Raw genomic sequence first — 15428 nt, forward strand, 5'->3', positions numbered from 1 at the left:
CAGGACACGCCGCGGGTGGGGCACCGACGTCGGCGTGTCCACATCCGGACGCAACGGCACCACCACTGCCCCGCTGCGCAAGGCATGCGCGCGCAGCTGCGCACTGCTGGCCTGCTGCGCCTGCGCCGCGGACGGCAGGTCGGCGTGCATCCGCGCGATGTCGAAATAGGCGGCCACGTGCCCCGGCGAGTGCCGCAGCCAGGCCAGGAACTCGGCCTGCCGCGCCGGCGGCAGCGCGGTCTCGCGCTGCGCCAGGTACCAGTCCGCGGCCGCCTCGGCGACGCGCTGCGCATCTTCACGCATAGCGCGCCATGCCCTGCCGGCACACCGCCAGGCCCTTGATGATGTATTTCTTGACCATGTGGCTGGAGATCTGCAGTTGCTCGGCGATCTCCTGGTAGCCCAGTTCGTCGCGGTAGCGCAGCGTCATCGCCGCGCGGCACTTCGGCGGCAGCCGCGCCATCAGTTCGGCCAGGCGCTGCCGGCGCTGCGCGCGGTGCACCTGCGCATCGGCCTGGCAGGGCACCGCCAGCCGCTCCAGCACATCGTCCAGGCAGGTGTCGCGCTGGCTGTTGCGCTGGTGCAGCAGCGCGTGCTCGCGCATCAGGTTGGCGGCGATGGTGAACAGGTAGGCTTCGGGATTGGCGATCTCCGGCGCGTGCGCCTCGCTGCGCTGCAGCCGCAGCCACACTTCCTGCAGCAGGTCGTCGGTATCCCAGGCCGCGGCGCGGCGCTTGCGGAAATAGCGGCTCAGCGACGGCCGCCATTGCAGGAACAGCCGCGACAACGCCGGCAGGGGTTCGGAACGCACCAGCCACTCGCAGTGCCGGCGCCATCGGCAGCCGGCGGTTCGGAAAGGCTGCGATGCTGGTCCTCGGCGATGACAGTCCGATGACGCACGGGTTCTGCGGGCACAGAGGAGCGGTTGCGCCCCGGCAAGCATTCAGTTCACCGCTGACTGCCGGGTTCGCGCGATCGGCGCATGCAACGCGGCCGGTCACCGCGGCTGCGCCCTCGCCATGCGAGCGGCGGCCGCGCATCCCAGCGTTTCCCGTGCGGGACAGGATGTCCTTCGGAGCAGCCTTCCGTTCCATCGGCGTCGCCCCATATCGTGAAGATTGCCGCGTCCAACCTGGGGCGGCGTTCGCACGAAGGATCTCGCCATGACCGACCCCATCGTCCAGATCAAGCCGCTTGGCTTCCCTTGGGACACGATCGACCCGTTCCTGTTCTGCGTCTACCACGACGATGCCTACCCCGCCGGCAACGGCGCGATGGGCCCGGCGGCGCCCCTGCACGGCCGCGCCATCGGCCAGGACTTCAGCCGCAAGGACGGCTGGAGCATGTATCACGGCGAAGAGATTCCCGGCTTTCCCGGTCATCCGCACCGTGGCTTTGAGACCGTGACCATCGTGCGCAAGGGCCTGATCGATCATGCCGACTCGCTCGGTGCGGCGGCGCGCTTCGGCGCCGGCGACGTGCAGTGGGTGACGGCCGGCGCGGGCATCGTCCATTCGGAGATGTTCCCGCTGCTGGACACGGCCGCACCCAACCCGCTGGAGTTGTTCCAGATCTGGCTCAACCTGCCGGCGCGCAACAAGCTGGCTGCGCCGCACTTCACCATGTTCTGGTCGGAAGACCTGCCGCGCTTCACCGCCACCGACGATGCCGGCCGCACCACCGAGGTGGCCTGCGTGGCCGGCCGCATCGGCCCGGTCGACGCCGCGCCCGGCAGCGCCGGCGGCCCGCTCGCGCCGCCACCGGATTCATGGGCCGCGCAGGACGATGCCGATGTGGCCATCTGGACGATCCGCATGGCACCCGGCGCACGCTGGACCCTGCCCGCCGCGCAAGGCCGCGGCACGCGCCGCAGCCTGTATTTCTTCAAGGGCGCAGCGGTGACGGTGGGCGGGCGCCCGGTGACCCGCTATGCGGCGATCGAGCTGCGCGCCGATCAGGCGGTCGAGTTGGTCAATGGCGACGGCGAGGCGAGCGAGTTCCTGGTGCTGCAAGGCCGACCGATCGCCGAACCGGTGGCGCAACACGGTCCGTTCGTGATGAACACCCAGGCCGAGATCGCCCAGGCCATGGCCGACTATCGCCGCACCCAGTTCGGCGGCTGGCCATGGCGGGACGAGGCGCCGGTGCACGGCAGCGACCCGACCCGCTTCGCGCGACATCCGGATGGGCGCGAGGAGCGGCCGGCGTCGCACGCCCTAGCCGTCGACGGCTAGGGCGTGTCGCCGATGCGAGAGGACGCCGCGTTCCCAGCCTCGTACACACCAATTCTGCGAGTCGCTTGGCGCCGTCCCCTCACCCCAACCCCCGCTCCGCGCCCCGGCCCGCGCTTGCGGCGCGGGCGCTCCAGGGTGCGCGCGCCAGTGGCGCGCAAGCCGCACCCTGTCGCCCCAACGGGAGAGGGGCCAGGTGCTCAATAGCGGGCCGAGGCCAGCGCCTGCGCGCGCTCCAGTTGCTCGGCGATGCGCTTGCGCGCCTGCTGCAGTTCCTGGCGGGTGGCGTCTTCCTTGGCCGCCGGCACCAGCTCGGCATCGATCACCGACAGCGCATCGGAGTACTGCCGCACCACCGCCGCCGCGTAGGCGTTCATGTAGGCGGAGTCGTCCTTCTCGCCGCCCAGCGCCTGCAGCTGCGCGCGGCCCTTGGCCACCTGCGCGTCGATCTTCTCCGCATCGCCGGGGCCGCCCTTGCCGGCCGTGGCCGGATCGGCATCGTGGTGCACGGCGATGGTCTCGCGGGCGAAGTCGGCCACGGTCTTGCTGACGTTGCGCGACAGCGCCTGCTTGGACAGCGCCACCACGTTGCCCTCCAGCACCTGCAGCATCGCCTTGGCCGAGGCGTCGCCGCCGATCGGTGCGCGTCCGCTTTCGCCACCCACCGGCGCGGCGGTGGGCTCCGGCGAGGTGGCCGGTGCGGTGCGCGAGGCCTGGTCGCCTGGCTTGCCGCAGCCGCTCAGCGCCACGGCGGTGAGCGCGGCGAGCAGGGTCAGGCGGACGGGGTGAAGAGGTGAGGTCATGAAGCGCTCCTGGTTGGTCTGCGTTCCACCATGCCCAGCCAGCGCGCAAACCTGCGTGAATCGGCGGCGGCTGGCCAGGATGCAGGGCGCAATCGCGCGTACGGGGAGCGACTTGCAGGTTGGCGGAGTGATGACGGAGTCGCAACGCGGCAGATGCTCACTGCGATCCGTGATCGCCGCCAGGCCGGCCCCGATGCCGGAGCCGGCCTGGCGCGACCGGCTCCGGACACGGCTCAGCCGCAGCAGTAGCAGACCAGCGGCTTTCCGGGCCCGCCCGGCCCCAGCTCGCCGCCGAACGGTGCGCACTCCTGCTGGCAGGCCCAGGCGCTGCAGGCCGCCTCCTTCTCGATGCCGTCGCCGGCGGTCGCCTGCACCGCGCCGAAGCCCATGCTGGCCAGGAACACGGCCGCAAGCATCCCGTTGCGTAACGCTGTCCAACGCTGTTTCATGGCTTACTCCTCGATGGTTGCCAAGGCCGGCGGCGCATCCGTGCGACGCACTGCGGCCATCAGGTCCTGCATCCGCTCCGTGGTCTCGAAAACGCCGACGCGCGCATAGCGCACGCGTCCCTCGTGGTCCAGCGCCAGCAGCGTCGGCACATTGCGCGCGCGGAACAGCATCAGTGCGCGGCGGTCGGTCAACGTGGTCACCGGAAACGTAAAGCCGTGCTCGGCGGCGTAGCGCTGCGCCTGCGCGGGGCTGCACTGGCACACACCCAGCACCTGCACGTCGGGCTGCTGCGCGGCCAGACGCTGCGCGGCCTGCACCATCTGCGGCGCCGAACGCTTGCAGTACGGGCAGGTGGTGGTGAAGAAGAACAGGACCTGTCGCTCGGCCGCCGGCTCACCCAGCGTCAGCGGCGCACCATCCAAGGTAGTAGCGGCAATGCGCGGCACGTACATGCCCAAATACGGCTCGGTGGTGCGGGTGACGAACCAGCGCCGTTCCTCGCGCAGACCGCGGTTCTGCCAGGCCAGCACCAGCACCAACGCGCATGCCGCCAGCACCGCCAACCAACTCCAGGGAAACCGCCGTGCCATGCCGTGTGTCCATGTCGCCGTGTTCCCTGCAGGCTGCGCAGCGGTGGCGCACAGGTCAACGCTTTGCGCGCACGCGCAGCGACTGCGTGATCAGGCTGGGGATCGAGTCACGTGCACCGTGGGCGCGCATTCCAGCGGTGTGGCGCACAGGTGGGCATGCAGCGCAGGCGCAGGCATTCGCTGACCTTGCCGCGTGCTCGGCGCGTGCAGCGCGAGAACAGCGGCACGGGGGGTGCTTCGCGTGGTCGACGCACCGGTGGCGGCACGTCAGTGAGGCCTCCCGAGCGCTGTACGTCGCAGACGGGTCAAGCGGCCTACCCTGCGTTAAGACGCGCCACGAAGTGGCGCCGGCTTGGATCGATTGTTAGGCAGCAGCCCTTGATCTGCAGTAGGAACGGTTGCCAACCTTCTTGTGTTCAAGCACGCCTTGATCTTCGAGCACCCTGGCAAGGATGGCGAACAGCCAGCCCTTCGGGCCGTACTGCCGTCCTTGCTGCGGCGTGGCGACAAAGTTGAGCTCCAGGGCGTCTTTGACGTGAACCGTGGGAACCCATCGTTCGACGTAGTCCGCCTCACAGCTGCGCACAAAGGCGAGGAGCTCATCGGCAGCCACTTGGATGTGCGCGTGAATTTTTTTCTTGTAGTCCACGATAGCCTCGTTCTCTCCGTGCTGCATAACACCTGAGTTAAGCCGAGCCGCGAGGCGGCGTCGGCTCGAAGGAACCGTCAGACAGCAACCACATCACTGCCTGCCCCAGCGCTCCTCTACATTGGACAGCACTTCACAGTCGCAGAAGCCGCCGTACTCTCCAAGCCAGGCCACCAGCAACTCCGGCCGAATCTCGCGGGACGCAAGGAACTGTTCCGTCAGCCGCAAGGAATGGTCGCAACCGACTGCAAGCGACATGTCCAAGTAGTCGAATAGCGCCCAAAGGGTCTCCCTGGGAACAGGAAGGCTGCTCTCCTCGGATTCGCGCTGCTTGGCTTCCGCTGCCCTGCGGAGTTGCTTGCGCCGTTGAACTTCCAATTTATCTGCCATTGCTGCCTATCACCCGAGTTCAGGCACATAGCGAAACGGCATCGTCTTGGACGAATGATTAGGGCGTACCGTTGGGATACCACGCTTCCAAGCCGGTGACCGCCCAGCCGTCTCGGCCGCCAGGACCGCAGCTAGCCACCGAATAGTTGTCATAGTTCACGCTCATTTTACAGTTGAACGCTGGCTCGTTCGCGTAGCGGATCTGCAACAGGTGGACTTCGTCTGGCCCGCATGCCACCGGCGTAGCCACACCGCGCACGCTCTTGCCGCCGACAACTCTAACCAACTGGTAGTGGCTTCCAACCCGCTGTACGCGCAGGGTGCCGGAGTAGAGCTTTCCGGTGCGACGCTGCTGGCCGATCACGTGGTAGTCCTCATCAACCTGAAATTTGGCAAGCTCCGGCTGAACCGGGGTGCAGAACCCGCGGACAGCCGGCGGCGGCATAGGTGGCGTACCAGTCGCCATCTGCATCAAGAGCGAAAGAATCATGTGTGTGCCCTAACGCCAGAATTGGCCAGCGCCGCGAAGCGGCTTCGACTTGGGAGTGCTGTTAGGCGGCACAGCCTCTGGACCAGGACCGCCGCCTGGAGGATAGCTGCGCTCCATGATTTCCCGGTAGCCCAGACCGTGCAACGCCTTTCGACAGGGTGCGAGATCTATCTGCCCGCCAAGCTGATGCTCCACGAAGGAATCGGCATGCGCCTGACGCCTGCCCAAGCACTGCCTTGATTCGAGATAGACGATCTCCGCGAGGCTGAGCCGCAGCCGCTGTTGCGGAGAAAGAGACGCGACGAGCTCGGCATGCGAGCGCTCGAAGCGATCCGGTGAACTCCCATCGATTCTGACCACCGGCGCAGCATTCGCCGAAAGCGCGGCGAGCGCGACCCAAGTCGAACACAATGCGCGTGCAATGTTCATATGCCGCCTAGCACCTGAGTTAACCGCACCACGACGCGGGTTCGGCTTGAATGAATGGCTAGCCTCGAACCGACGCAAACACGGCTGCTATGCCAACGCATGGACCGTGCCCCCCAGCACCGTCACCGGGCGTTGAGCATGCCACGGATCGCGATCGCGGGGCTTACGCGCTCCACTCGCTTCTTGCACACCGCCATCGCATCCCAGCCCCGGACTCGCCAGGATCACGACACCTACGCCAACGCAGCGCTGATCTGCGCCGCGGCATCGCACACCGCGCGCATCGCCGCCTGCGCGTCGATCGGTTGCGGTCGGCGTTCGATGAAGGGCACGGTCAGGGTGTAGCGGGCGACGCCGTGCTGCAGGATCGGCGCGGTGAGGTCGATCACCCCGACCACCGCCTCGCTGGGGTGGATGCTGTAGCCCAGCGCGTGCACTTCCTGCGCCGCGGCCAGGAACGCAGCGCGGTCGTAGGCCACCTCGCTGGCATCCAGACGCTGCAGCAACTGCGCCTGCGCGTCGGCCGGCTGGAACGCGAACAGCACCAGGCCGGAGGTGGAATGCGCGAACGGGCGGCGGTGGCCGGGACGCACCACCAGACCGAGGTCGCTGGGCACGTCCATCTGCGCAATGACCACGATCTGGTCGTCCGACGGCGCCACCAGGTGGCAGGGCTGGCGGATCGCGTCGGCCAGCGCGCGCATCACCGGCAGCGCCACCTCGGTGACGTTCTGCACCCGCGGCTGCTGCATGCCAAGCATGAACAGGCGATTGGTCAGCGTGTAGCCGCCCTCGCCCGCGGTGCGGGTCAGGTAGCCGCGCTCTTCCAGCACCTGCAGCATGCGGAAGATCTCGCCGCGCGAGCGGCCGATGCCCTGCGAGATCTCGCCCATGCTCATCGGCCGCCCGTCGCGCGCCAGCAGCTCCAGGATGTCCAGCCCCTTGTCCAGGGCGGGCGCACGGTACTTGGGCAAGGGGGTGGTCATTCCGTCGAGGGCCCGGCAGCAGGTGAAGAGGACTAGGGTACAGGGAGGCCGCGCCGGCTCGCACCGCCTGGGCCCCCGCAGCCCACGCGTCGATGCTGCATCGCAATCCACATATGAACTCAAATTTTATATTTGCATGGCACTCGCCGGCGCAGTACGCTCCGCCGACAATCCGAACGCGACGCGGCACACCTTGGGAGGGGTAGGCGGCAATGCACTACAGCAGCGAATCCGCCACACCGGCGTCCGCCAGTCTCACCCGGACCGCACTTGCGCCGTTGGTCCTGATCGTCAGCCTGTTCTTCCTCTGGGGCATGGCGAACAACCTCAACGACATCCTGATCAAGCAGTTCAAGAAGGCCTTCGAGCTGAGCGACCTGCAGGCCGGGCTGGTGCAGAGCGCGTTCTACCTGGGCTACTTCGTGTTCGCGATCCCGGCGGCGATGTTCATGCGGCGCTACAGCTACAAGGCCGCGGTGGTGCTGGGCCTGCTGCTGTACGCGGTCGGCGCGTTCCTGTTCTACCCCGCCGCGCAGGTGCACACCTACTGGCTGTTCCTGCTGGCGTTGTTCGTCATCGCCAGCGGCCTGGCCTTCCTGGAAACCACCGCCAACCCGCTGGTCACCGTGCTCGGCCCGGCCGAGGGCGCAGCGCGGCGGCTGAACCTGGCGCAGGCGTTCAATCCGCTGGGGTCGATCACCGGCATCCTGGTCGGCCAGCACTTCATCCTCTCCGGCGTGGAGCACACGCCGCAGGAGCTGGCGGCGATGGCGCCGGCCGCGCGCGAGGCCTTCTTCGCCACCGAGTCGCTGGCGGTGCAGACGCCGTACCTGATCATCGGTGCGGTGGTGCTGCTGTGGGCGCTGCTGATCGGGCTGACTCGCTTCCCCGCCACCCGCGCCGGTGGCGATGGCGCGCGCGCCGGCGGCTTCGGCCAGTTGCGGCGCAATGGCCGCTTCGTGTTCGCAGTGATCGCGCAGTTCTTCTACGTCGGCGCGCAGGTCGGCATCTGGAGCTACCTGATCCGCTACCTGCAGGACGGCGTGCCCGGCACCCCGGAGAAGACCGCCGCCGATTTCCTCACCCTGTCGCTGGTGCTGTTCATGGCCGGCCGCTTCATCGGCACCGCGCTGCTGCGCTTCCTGGCGCCGGCACGGCTGCTGGGCGTGTTCGCCCTGCTCAACCTGCTGCTGTGCGCGGTGGCGGTGGCGCTGCCGGGCTGGATCGGCCTGTATGCGCTGGTCGCCAGCAGCCTGTTCATGTCGGTGATGTTCCCGACCATCTTCGCCCTGGGCCTGGACGGGCTGGACGACGACGCGCGCAAGCTGGGCGCGTCGCTGATCGTCATGGCGATCATCGGCGGCGCCGCGCTGACCGCGGTGATGGGCGCGGTGTCCGACCATGCCGGCATCCACTGGGCGCTGGCGGTGCCTGCGATCGGCTTCGCGGTGATCCTCGGCTTCGCGCTGCATGCGGCGCGAAACCGCGTGGCGCCCCTTCCCTCTGCCCGCGGAGCCTGAACCATGCCGCGCCATTGCTACCTGCTGGACCTGCACGACGACCCGGCGCTGATCGCCGAATACGAACGCTGGCACCGTCCCGACACCGTGTGGCCGGAGATCGTCGCCTCGCTGCGCGCCGCCGGCATCCGCGAGCTGGACATCCACCGCTGCGGCGACCGCCTGGTGATGCTGATGGAGGTGGACGAGGACTATTCGCCCGCCGCCAAGGCCGCTGCCGACGCCGCCGATCCGCGCGTGCAGGCGTGGGAGGAGTTGATGTGGCGCTTCCAGAAACCCCTACCCTGTTCGGCGCCCGGCGAGAAATGGCGCGAAGCGCTGCAGATCTTTTCCTTGCAGGCGGCGCTGGCCGCGCAGGAGCGCAACGGCACGGGCTGAGGTATTGCGTGGACGTATGCGTGTGTTGGAAAGCCGGTGCCGAGCGCGCGCGAGACCGGTTGGTTTACCGCTTCGCTCGTCGCGGCTGAAGCCGCTTCTACGGTTGCAGAGAGTGCGGCAGGTGCGGTTGCAGAGGTCGCGGCAGGCGCGGCGGATGCTGTGTGACGTGTGTGGGAGGGACTTCAGTCCCGACCGCTGCCGAAGCTGGTGCGTGCACAGGTTCGTGCGTCGCGACTGAAGTCGCTCCCACAGCGAGCGATCCAGCACTGCCGCCGTCGCAGGAGCGGCTTCAGCCGCGACAGATGCACTGGCAACCACCGCAACCGGCGCGCTTCCTTCGGCGGAAGCGCACCAAGGTCGCTGGCGTCAGACGCCCTGCGCGGCCAGATCCGCGCTCCAGAACGGACCGTCCGGATACAGGAACTGGGTGACCGAGGCGGCATGCATCTCGGCCGAGAAGCCCGGCGTGGTCGGCGCCAGATAGCGGCCGTGGACGATCCGCACCGGATCGACGAAGTGCTGGTGCAGGTGGTCGACGAACTCGATCGCGCGGTCTTCCATCTTGCCGGTGATGGCGACGAAATCGGCCATCGCCAGATGCTGCACCAGTTCGCACAGGCCCACGCCGCCGGCGTGCGGAAACACGCGCACGCCGAACTTGGCCGCCAGCAGCAGGATCGCCAGGTTCTCGTTGACGCCGCCCACGCGCGCGGCATCGATCTGGATCAGGTCCACCGCGCCGGCCTGCAGCAACTGCTTGAACACCACCCGGTTCTGGGTGTGCTCGCCGGTGGACACCGGCACCGGGGCGATGCCGCGGCGGATCGCGGCGTGGCCGAGCACGTCGTCGGGGCTGGTCGGCTCCTCGATCCAGGCGATGTCGAATTCGGCGAGCTGGCGCATCCAGGCGATCGCCGGGCCCACGTCCCAGCGCTGGTTGGCGTCCACCGCCATGGCGATGTCCGGGCCGATCGCGGCGCGCGCCAGGCGGCAGCGGCGGATGTCGTCCTCCACGTTGGCACCGACCTTGAGCTTGATGGTGCGGAAGCCATCGGCCACCGCTTCCTTGGCCAGGCGCACCAGCTTCTCGTCGGAATAGCCGAGCCAGCCGGGCGAGGTGGTGTAGGCCGGATAGCCCTGTTCGAGCAGGGTCTGGATACGCTCGTCGCGCAGCGGTTCGGCATCGCGCAACATGGCCAGTGCCTCGTCCGGGGTCAGCGCGTCGCTGAGGTAGCGGAAGTCGATCGCGGCCACCAGTTGCTCCGGCGACAGCTCGGCGATGAAGCGCCACAGCGGCTTGCCGGCGCGGCGCGCGGCCATGTCCCAGGCGGCGTTGACCACGGCGCCGATGGCCATGTGCATCACGCCCTTCTCCGGGCCCAGCCAGCGCAGCTGCGAGTCGTCGGTCAGGCTGCGCGCGAACCCGCCCAGGTCGCCGATCACCGTCTCCACGTCGCGGCCGACCACGTGATGCGCCAACGCCGCCACCGCCGCGCTCTGCACGTCGTTGCCGCGGCCGATGGTGAACGCCAGGCCGTAGCCGGCGAGGCCGTCGTCGGCATCGGTGCGCAGGCGCAGATAGGCGGCCGAATAATCCGGATCCGGATTCATCGCATCGGAACCGTCCAGTTCGCGCGAGGTGGGGAAACGGACGTCGAAGGTCTCGAGCGCGACGATTTTGCTCATGGGGGTCCTGGTCGGTGAGGCGGTGGGAAAGTCAAAAAAGCGGTGAAGTAGCCCCTCTCCTCCCGGGAGAGGGGTTGGGGTGAGGGTGCGTCAGTGCATGGCTGTCGCCGCCCTCGTGAAACAAGAACGAAGTAGCAGCACGCGGATGTGGCGCTCGCGCGGAAGCGAAAGCCACGTGCAATGCGAGGTGGCTTCGCCCCGTACCCTCACCCCAACCCCTCTCCCGAGGGGAGAGGGGCTTTGCATCTCGCGGCGTTACTTATTGCGCGTCGCGCGGATGCGCGACCACGGCCTGGCGTTGCTCGCCCAGGCCTTCGATGCCCAGCCGCATCACGTCGCCCGGCTTCAGGTACACCTGCGGCTTCTGCCCCAGGCCCACGCCCGGCGGCGTGCCGGTGCTGATCACGTCGCCCGGCAACAGCGTCATGTAGCGGCTGATGTGGCTGACCAGCTCGGCCACGCCGAACACCATCGTGCGGGTGCTGCCGTTCTGGTAGCGGTGGCCGTTGACCTCCAGCCACATCGACAGGTTCTGCGGGTCCGGCACCTCGTCGGCGGTGACCAGCCACGGGCCGATCGGGCCGAAGCCGTCGCAGCTCTTGCCCTTCACCCACTGCCCGCCGTGCTCGAGCTGGAACGCGCGCTCGGACAGGTCGTTGATCACCGCATAGCCGGCGACATGCGACAGCGCCTCGTCCACCGACACGTCGCGCGCGGTATCGCCGATCACCACGCCCAGCTCCACTTCCCAGTCGGTCTTGAGCGAACCGCGCGGAATGGTCACGGTGTCGTTGGGGCCGCTGATCGCGCTGGTGGCCTTCATGAACAGCACCGGCATCTCCGGCACCGCCATGCCCGACTCGGCGGCATGGTCGGCGTAGTTCAGCCCGACGCAGATGAACTTGCCGACGCGGCCCACGGCGGCGCCGTAGCGGACTTCGCCGTCCACCTGCGGCAGCGTGGTCGGATCGAGCGCGCGCAGCCTGGCCAGGCCGGCGGCGGTGAGATGCTCGCCGGCGACGTCGTCGATCACCGCCGAAAGATCGCGCAGGTGGCCGTCGGCATCGAGCAGGGCCGGGCGTTCGTGGCCGGGTTCGCCGTAACGCAGCAGTTTCATGGGGAAATCCTCTGTCGAAAAGGGGAAGGCGCGGTCAGTTCGACCAGCCGCCGTCGATGATGTGGGTCTGGCCGGTGGTGAACGAGGAGTCGTCCGAGGCCAGGTACACCACCAGCTGCGCGATCTCGCGCGGGTCGCCCAGGCGGCCCATCGGCTGGCGGTCGGTGAAGCTCTTCCACACCGCCTGCTCGTCGCCGCCCAGCGCCTTGACCCGCTCGCCCAGCGACGGCGTCTTGATCGTGCCGGGGCAGATCGCGTTGCAGCGGATGCCCTTGGCCACGTAGTCGGCGGCGATGGCCTTGCTCAGGCCGATCACCGCCGCCTTGGTCACGCCGTAGGCAAAGCGGTTGGGCACGCCCTTGATGCTGGACGCCACCGAGGACATGTTGACGATGCTGCCGCGGCCCTGCGCGAGCATGCCCGGCAACACCGCCTGGCACAGGTAGTACATCGCATCGACGTTGATCGCGAACGAACGCTTCCAGGCCGGCGCGTCGCAGTCGAGGATGCTGCCCTGGTGCACGTAGCCGGCGCAGTTGAACAGCACGTCGAAGGTCGGCTGCGCCGCCACCAGCGCCTGGATCGCGGCGGGATCGGTGACGTCCAGCGTTTGCGTGACGATGCCGTCGGCCTCGGCGGCCAGCGCCTGCAGCGCGGCGGCATCGATGTCGGTGGCCAGCACCTGCGCGCCTTCGCGGGCGCAGGCCAGCGCGCTCTCGCGGCCGATGCCGGCGCCGGCGGCGGTGATCAGGCAGCGCTTGCCTTGCAGACGGCCGCTCATGCGCGGCTCCCGGAAACGGACGCGAACGTGGTCATGGGGCAGGACTCCAGGTGGGGGAGGAAGCAATCGGATCGGACAGGCGATAGACGCGCCGCGCAGTGCCGGCGAACACCGCCTCGGCAGCGCCGGCGGCATGCTGCGCGACCCAGGCCTGCGCCAGCGCCATCCACGCGGCGTAGTCGGCGCGCTGGGTCAGCACCGGCCAGTCGCTGCCCCACAGCAGCCGCTGCGCGCCGAAGCAGGCGAAGAGGTGCGCCACGTAGGGCGCCAGCAGCGGAGCGTCGAGGGCGGCATCGGCCGGCAGTTCGGTGAGCAGGCCGGACAGCTTGCACACCACGTTGGGGTGCTGCGCCAGTTGCGCCACGCCGTCGGCCCAGGCCTGGAAATCTGCCCCGCCGATGGACGGCTTGGCAGCGTGGTCCAGCACCACGCGCAAATGAGGGTGGCGCTGCAGCCGTGCCAGCAGCGCCGGCAGGTGCAGCGGCCGCACCAGCGCGTCGAAGGCCAGATCGTGCTGCAGCAGCGCGTCGAACGCCGCATCCAGCTGCGGCCGCGCCAGCCACTGCGGATCGGCCAGGTCCTGCACCATCGGCCGCAGCCCCTTGAGCAGGCCGGCGCCGTCGGCGCACAGCGCGGCGATGCGCGCGGCAACGTCAGCGGCCTCGAAATCGACCCAGCCGACCACGCCGACGATGCGCGGCTCGGCACGTGCCAACTGCAGCAGATAGCGGGTTTCCGCCTCGCTCTGCGCTGCCTGCACCGCCACCAGCGCGGTCACGCCCTGCGCGTCGAGCGTCGCAGTCAGGTCCTCGGGCAGGTAATCGCGGTACAGCACGCCCAGGTCCGGGGTCAGCCAGGCATAGTCGCCACGCGCCAGGCGCCAGAAATGCACATGGGCGTCGATGATGGTCACGGCGTCGGCACCGGCGCGCGCAGCAGGTCGTCGTCGCGCAACTGTTGCCACAGCGCCGCGGGAATCGCCGCGCGCAGGCGCGTGGCGGCGCTGGCCACTTCGGCCGGCGTGCGCATGCCGGCGACCACCGCGCTCACCGCCGGATGGGCGAGCGGGAACTGCAGCGCCGCCGCGCCCACGTCCACGCCGTGCGCCGCACAGGCCGCGAACAGGCGCTGCGCGTGCTGCAGCGTGGCTGCATCCACCGGTGCGTAGTTGTAGGTCTCGCCCGGCCCGCGCGCGTCGCTCAGCAGGCCGGAACTGTACGGCCCGGCCACCAGGATGCCGATCTGCCGCTGCAGCGCCTGCGCCATGATCCGCTGCGCGGCGTGCTGTTCGAGCAGGGTGTAGCGGCCGGCCAGCATCACGCAGTCGAGCGGGAACAGCGGCATCAGTTCCACCGCCACGTCTTCCTCGTTGACGCCGATGCCGATCGCCCGGCACGCGCCCTGTGCCTTCAGCGCGGCCATCGTCGGCAGCGCTTCGTCCAGCGCCTGTCGCAGCATCGCCGGATGGCGCTCGCCGTGGGTCAGGCGGCCGATGTCGTGCAGCAGCAGCACATCGATGTGATCGGTGCCGAGCCGCTGCAGGCTGCTCTCGAAGGCACGCAGCACGCCGTCGCGGCTGTAGTCGAATTCGGCGCGGCGCCCGGCCACGGCGAAGCCCTCGCGCCCAGGCGCGGCCGCGGCATCGTCGTAGACGCAGCGGCCGACCTTGGTCGAGAGCGTGTAGCTGGCGCGCGGCAGCCCGCGCAGGCCCTGCCCCAGGCGTTGCTCGCTCAGCCCGTAGCCGTAGTACGGCGCGGTGTCGAAATGGCGGATGCCGGCGGCATAGGCGTCCGCCACCGCGGCCAGCGCCACCGCGTCGTCCACCTCGGCGTACAGATTGCCGATCGGCGCGGCGCCGAAGCCCAGGGTGGACAGCTGCACGCCACTGCGGCCCAGCGCGCGCGGCGCCAGGGCGGCGTCGGCGGCGACAGCGCTCAGCGCCATGCGCGCACGCCCGGAACGACGGCCACAGCGGATCGCCCACGGACGCGCGAGGGACGGAAGTGGCTGGGGTCACGCATGGCACGCCTCTGCCCGGGATCGGGCGCGATGAAGGAAGGCCGCAGCATGCACGCCCAGGATGGCGATGGCACGGCGACTGTTCGCATATGAATATAGCAATCACAAGTGAACAATCAACCTGCAGCGCAGCAATTCCGCTCGGCGCCGGCCGCGCCAGCCGGCGCATGGCGGGGCCGAGGCCCGATGGCACTCGATGCGCCGCCGGATTCCGCGGCGTCGGTCATGGCGCATGCCGCCGGGCACGCCGAGGACAAAGGGACGGCGCGACGACGCGATGGGCAGTTCCCTTTGCGCCTCGCGCGCCTGAATGCCTCGCCCGGGTCGGCGGACTCAGCGCGCAGCCGGCCGCGTGCCGAAGGCCAGGCGGGTCGCCTTGCGGTCGAACTGCAGCGCCACGCGCATGCGCCCCTCGGTCATCGGCCGCACGATCCAACGCACCTGCGCCTTGCCGAAGCCGGACGTCACCACCGGAATGGCCAGGAACCCGCTCGGTCCCGGCCCGACGCAGTACCAGAACGCATCGGCGGTCTGCAGCGCGGCACCGGGTGCGATCGAATACACGTGGCCGTCGCTGCTTTCGATGGTCTGCCTGGATCGCCTGACCACGGTCAGGTCGCTGCCACGCAACGGCCCGTGCTCGCCCGGAAACGCCTGCTCGCGGAACGAAGCCTCCAGCAGGTCCGTCACCTGGTTGCGCCCCATGCGATACAGCGCACCGATCGACAGGGCGGCGCTGCCGAGGAAGACGACCGCGATCACACCCGCGACCATATAGGGCAGCCACGTCATGCGTCGCCGCCCACGGCCGCGCAGGCGCCGCGCGCGTCTGCCTGCACCGGACGCGACTGCGCGCAGGCACCGGCATCCAGCACCAGCGCCCGCAGCGCGTCCGGCCGCTGCAGCAAC

At 69.2% G+C, this 15428-nt stretch carries 19 protein-coding genes; 3 read left to right on the forward strand and 16 right to left on the reverse strand.

The genetic code is table 11. The features are described from left to right. Both D180_RS02465 and D180_RS02470 read right to left on the reverse strand, forming a co-directional pair. Positions 1–303: FecR/PupR family sigma factor regulator (locus tag D180_RS02465; protein WP_043090348.1), on the reverse strand; the 303-nt coding region annotated here is incomplete at its 3' end. Further along, a complete protein-coding gene (locus D180_RS02470) occupies positions 296–811 on the reverse strand; it encodes a sigma-70 family RNA polymerase sigma factor (protein ID WP_017911543.1) in 516 nt (171 codons plus the stop codon). The genes D180_RS02465 and D180_RS02470, both read right to left, overlap by 8 nt. A 352-nt stretch (positions 812–1163) precedes the next feature. On the opposite strand from D180_RS02470, the gene D180_RS02475 reads away from it, so the two are divergent. Further along, positions 1164–2234, forward strand: coding sequence for a pirin family protein (locus tag D180_RS02475; RefSeq protein WP_017911544.1), 1071 nt, complete (start codon positions 1164–1166; stop codon positions 2232–2234). 197 nt (positions 2235–2431) lie between these two features. Here D180_RS02475 and D180_RS02480 read toward each other — a convergent pair whose 3' ends face one another. The 8 genes from D180_RS02480 to D180_RS02510 form a co-directional block, all read right to left on the reverse strand. Next, positions 2432–3034 carry a DUF4142 domain-containing protein gene (locus D180_RS02480; protein WP_017911545.1) on the reverse strand — a complete coding sequence of 201 codons (603 nt, stop codon included), beginning with the start codon at positions 3032–3034 and terminating at the stop codon, positions 2432–2434. Positions 3035–3267: 233 nt separating this feature from the next. Then, positions 3268–3483, reverse strand: a complete 216-nt coding sequence (locus D180_RS02485) for a hypothetical protein (RefSeq protein ID WP_026143700.1) — start codon at positions 3481–3483, stop codon at positions 3268–3270. Between the two features lie 3 nt (positions 3484–3486). Next, complete coding sequence (locus D180_RS02490; protein WP_017911546.1) at positions 3487–4047, reverse strand: TlpA disulfide reductase family protein; 561 nt, start codon at positions 4045–4047, stop codon at positions 3487–3489. Positions 4048–4438: 391 nt separating this feature from the next. Next, positions 4439–4723 carry a hypothetical protein gene (locus tag D180_RS02495; RefSeq protein ID WP_232760274.1) on the reverse strand — a complete coding sequence of 95 codons (285 nt, stop codon included), beginning with the start codon at positions 4721–4723 and terminating at the stop codon, positions 4439–4441. A gap of 93 nt (positions 4724–4816) precedes the next feature. After that, positions 4817–5113 carry a DUF2695 domain-containing protein gene (locus tag D180_RS02500; RefSeq protein WP_017911548.1) on the reverse strand — a complete coding sequence of 99 codons (297 nt, stop codon included), beginning with the start codon at positions 5111–5113 and terminating at the stop codon, positions 4817–4819. A gap of 58 nt (positions 5114–5171) precedes the next feature. Continuing rightward, positions 5172–5603: a hypothetical protein gene (locus D180_RS02505; RefSeq protein ID WP_017911549.1), complete on the reverse strand. Its 432-nt coding sequence runs from the start codon at positions 5601–5603 to the stop codon at positions 5172–5174. Between the two features lie 9 nt (positions 5604–5612). After that, positions 5613–6032, reverse strand: a complete 420-nt coding sequence (locus D180_RS23745) for a hypothetical protein (protein ID WP_157835409.1) — start codon at positions 6030–6032, stop codon at positions 5613–5615. A gap of 233 nt (positions 6033–6265) precedes the next feature. Continuing rightward, a complete protein-coding gene (locus D180_RS02510) occupies positions 6266–7018 on the reverse strand; it encodes an IclR family transcriptional regulator (protein ID WP_017910861.1) in 753 nt (250 codons plus the stop codon). A gap of 212 nt (positions 7019–7230) precedes the next feature. Here D180_RS02510 and fucP point away from each other — a divergent pair, with 212 nt between their 5' ends. Further along, a complete protein-coding gene (fucP, locus tag D180_RS02515) occupies positions 7231–8538 on the forward strand; it encodes an L-fucose:H+ symporter permease (RefSeq protein WP_017911550.1) in 1308 nt (435 codons plus the stop codon). Between the two features lie 3 nt (positions 8539–8541). Then, on the forward strand, positions 8542–8916 hold the full coding sequence (locus D180_RS02520) for an L-rhamnose mutarotase (RefSeq protein WP_017911551.1): 375 nt from the start codon (positions 8542–8544) through the stop codon (positions 8914–8916). 366 nt (positions 8917–9282) lie between these two features. Here the strand turns inward: D180_RS02520 and D180_RS02525 are convergent, their stop codons facing one another. From D180_RS02525 to D180_RS02550, 6 genes are all read right to left on the reverse strand, one after another. Beyond that, positions 9283–10602 (reverse strand): L-fuconate dehydratase, encoded by a 1320-nt coding sequence (locus D180_RS02525; RefSeq protein WP_017911552.1) that lies wholly within the window; start codon positions 10600–10602, stop codon positions 9283–9285. Between the two features lie 259 nt (positions 10603–10861). Further along, the gene (locus tag D180_RS02530; RefSeq protein WP_017911553.1) at positions 10862–11719 is read right to left on the reverse strand and encodes a fumarylacetoacetate hydrolase family protein; all 858 of its coding nucleotides are present in this window, start codon (positions 11717–11719) and stop codon (positions 10862–10864) included. A gap of 34 nt (positions 11720–11753) precedes the next feature. Further along, the gene (locus D180_RS02535) at positions 11754–12500 is read right to left on the reverse strand and encodes an SDR family oxidoreductase (RefSeq protein WP_017911554.1); all 747 of its coding nucleotides are present in this window, start codon (positions 12498–12500) and stop codon (positions 11754–11756) included. Positions 12501–12531: 31 nt separating this feature from the next. Then, a complete protein-coding gene (locus tag D180_RS02540; protein WP_017911555.1) occupies positions 12532–13413 on the reverse strand; it encodes an amidohydrolase family protein in 882 nt (293 codons plus the stop codon). Then, entirely contained in the window at positions 13410–14444 is a 1035-nt protein-coding gene (locus D180_RS02545) for an aldo/keto reductase (RefSeq protein ID WP_017911556.1), read from the reverse strand. Before D180_RS02545 ends, D180_RS02540 begins: the two co-directional genes overlap by 4 nt. A gap of 408 nt (positions 14445–14852) precedes the next feature. Next, positions 14853–15311, reverse strand: a complete 459-nt coding sequence (locus tag D180_RS02550) for a hypothetical protein (protein WP_043090350.1) — start codon at positions 15309–15311, stop codon at positions 14853–14855. Between the last annotated feature and the right edge of the window lie 117 nt (positions 15312–15428).

This window comes from Xanthomonas sp. SHU 166 (assembly GCF_000364685.1).
Taxonomy (GTDB): Bacteria; Pseudomonadota; Gammaproteobacteria; order Xanthomonadales; family Xanthomonadaceae; genus Xanthomonas_A; species Xanthomonas_A sontii.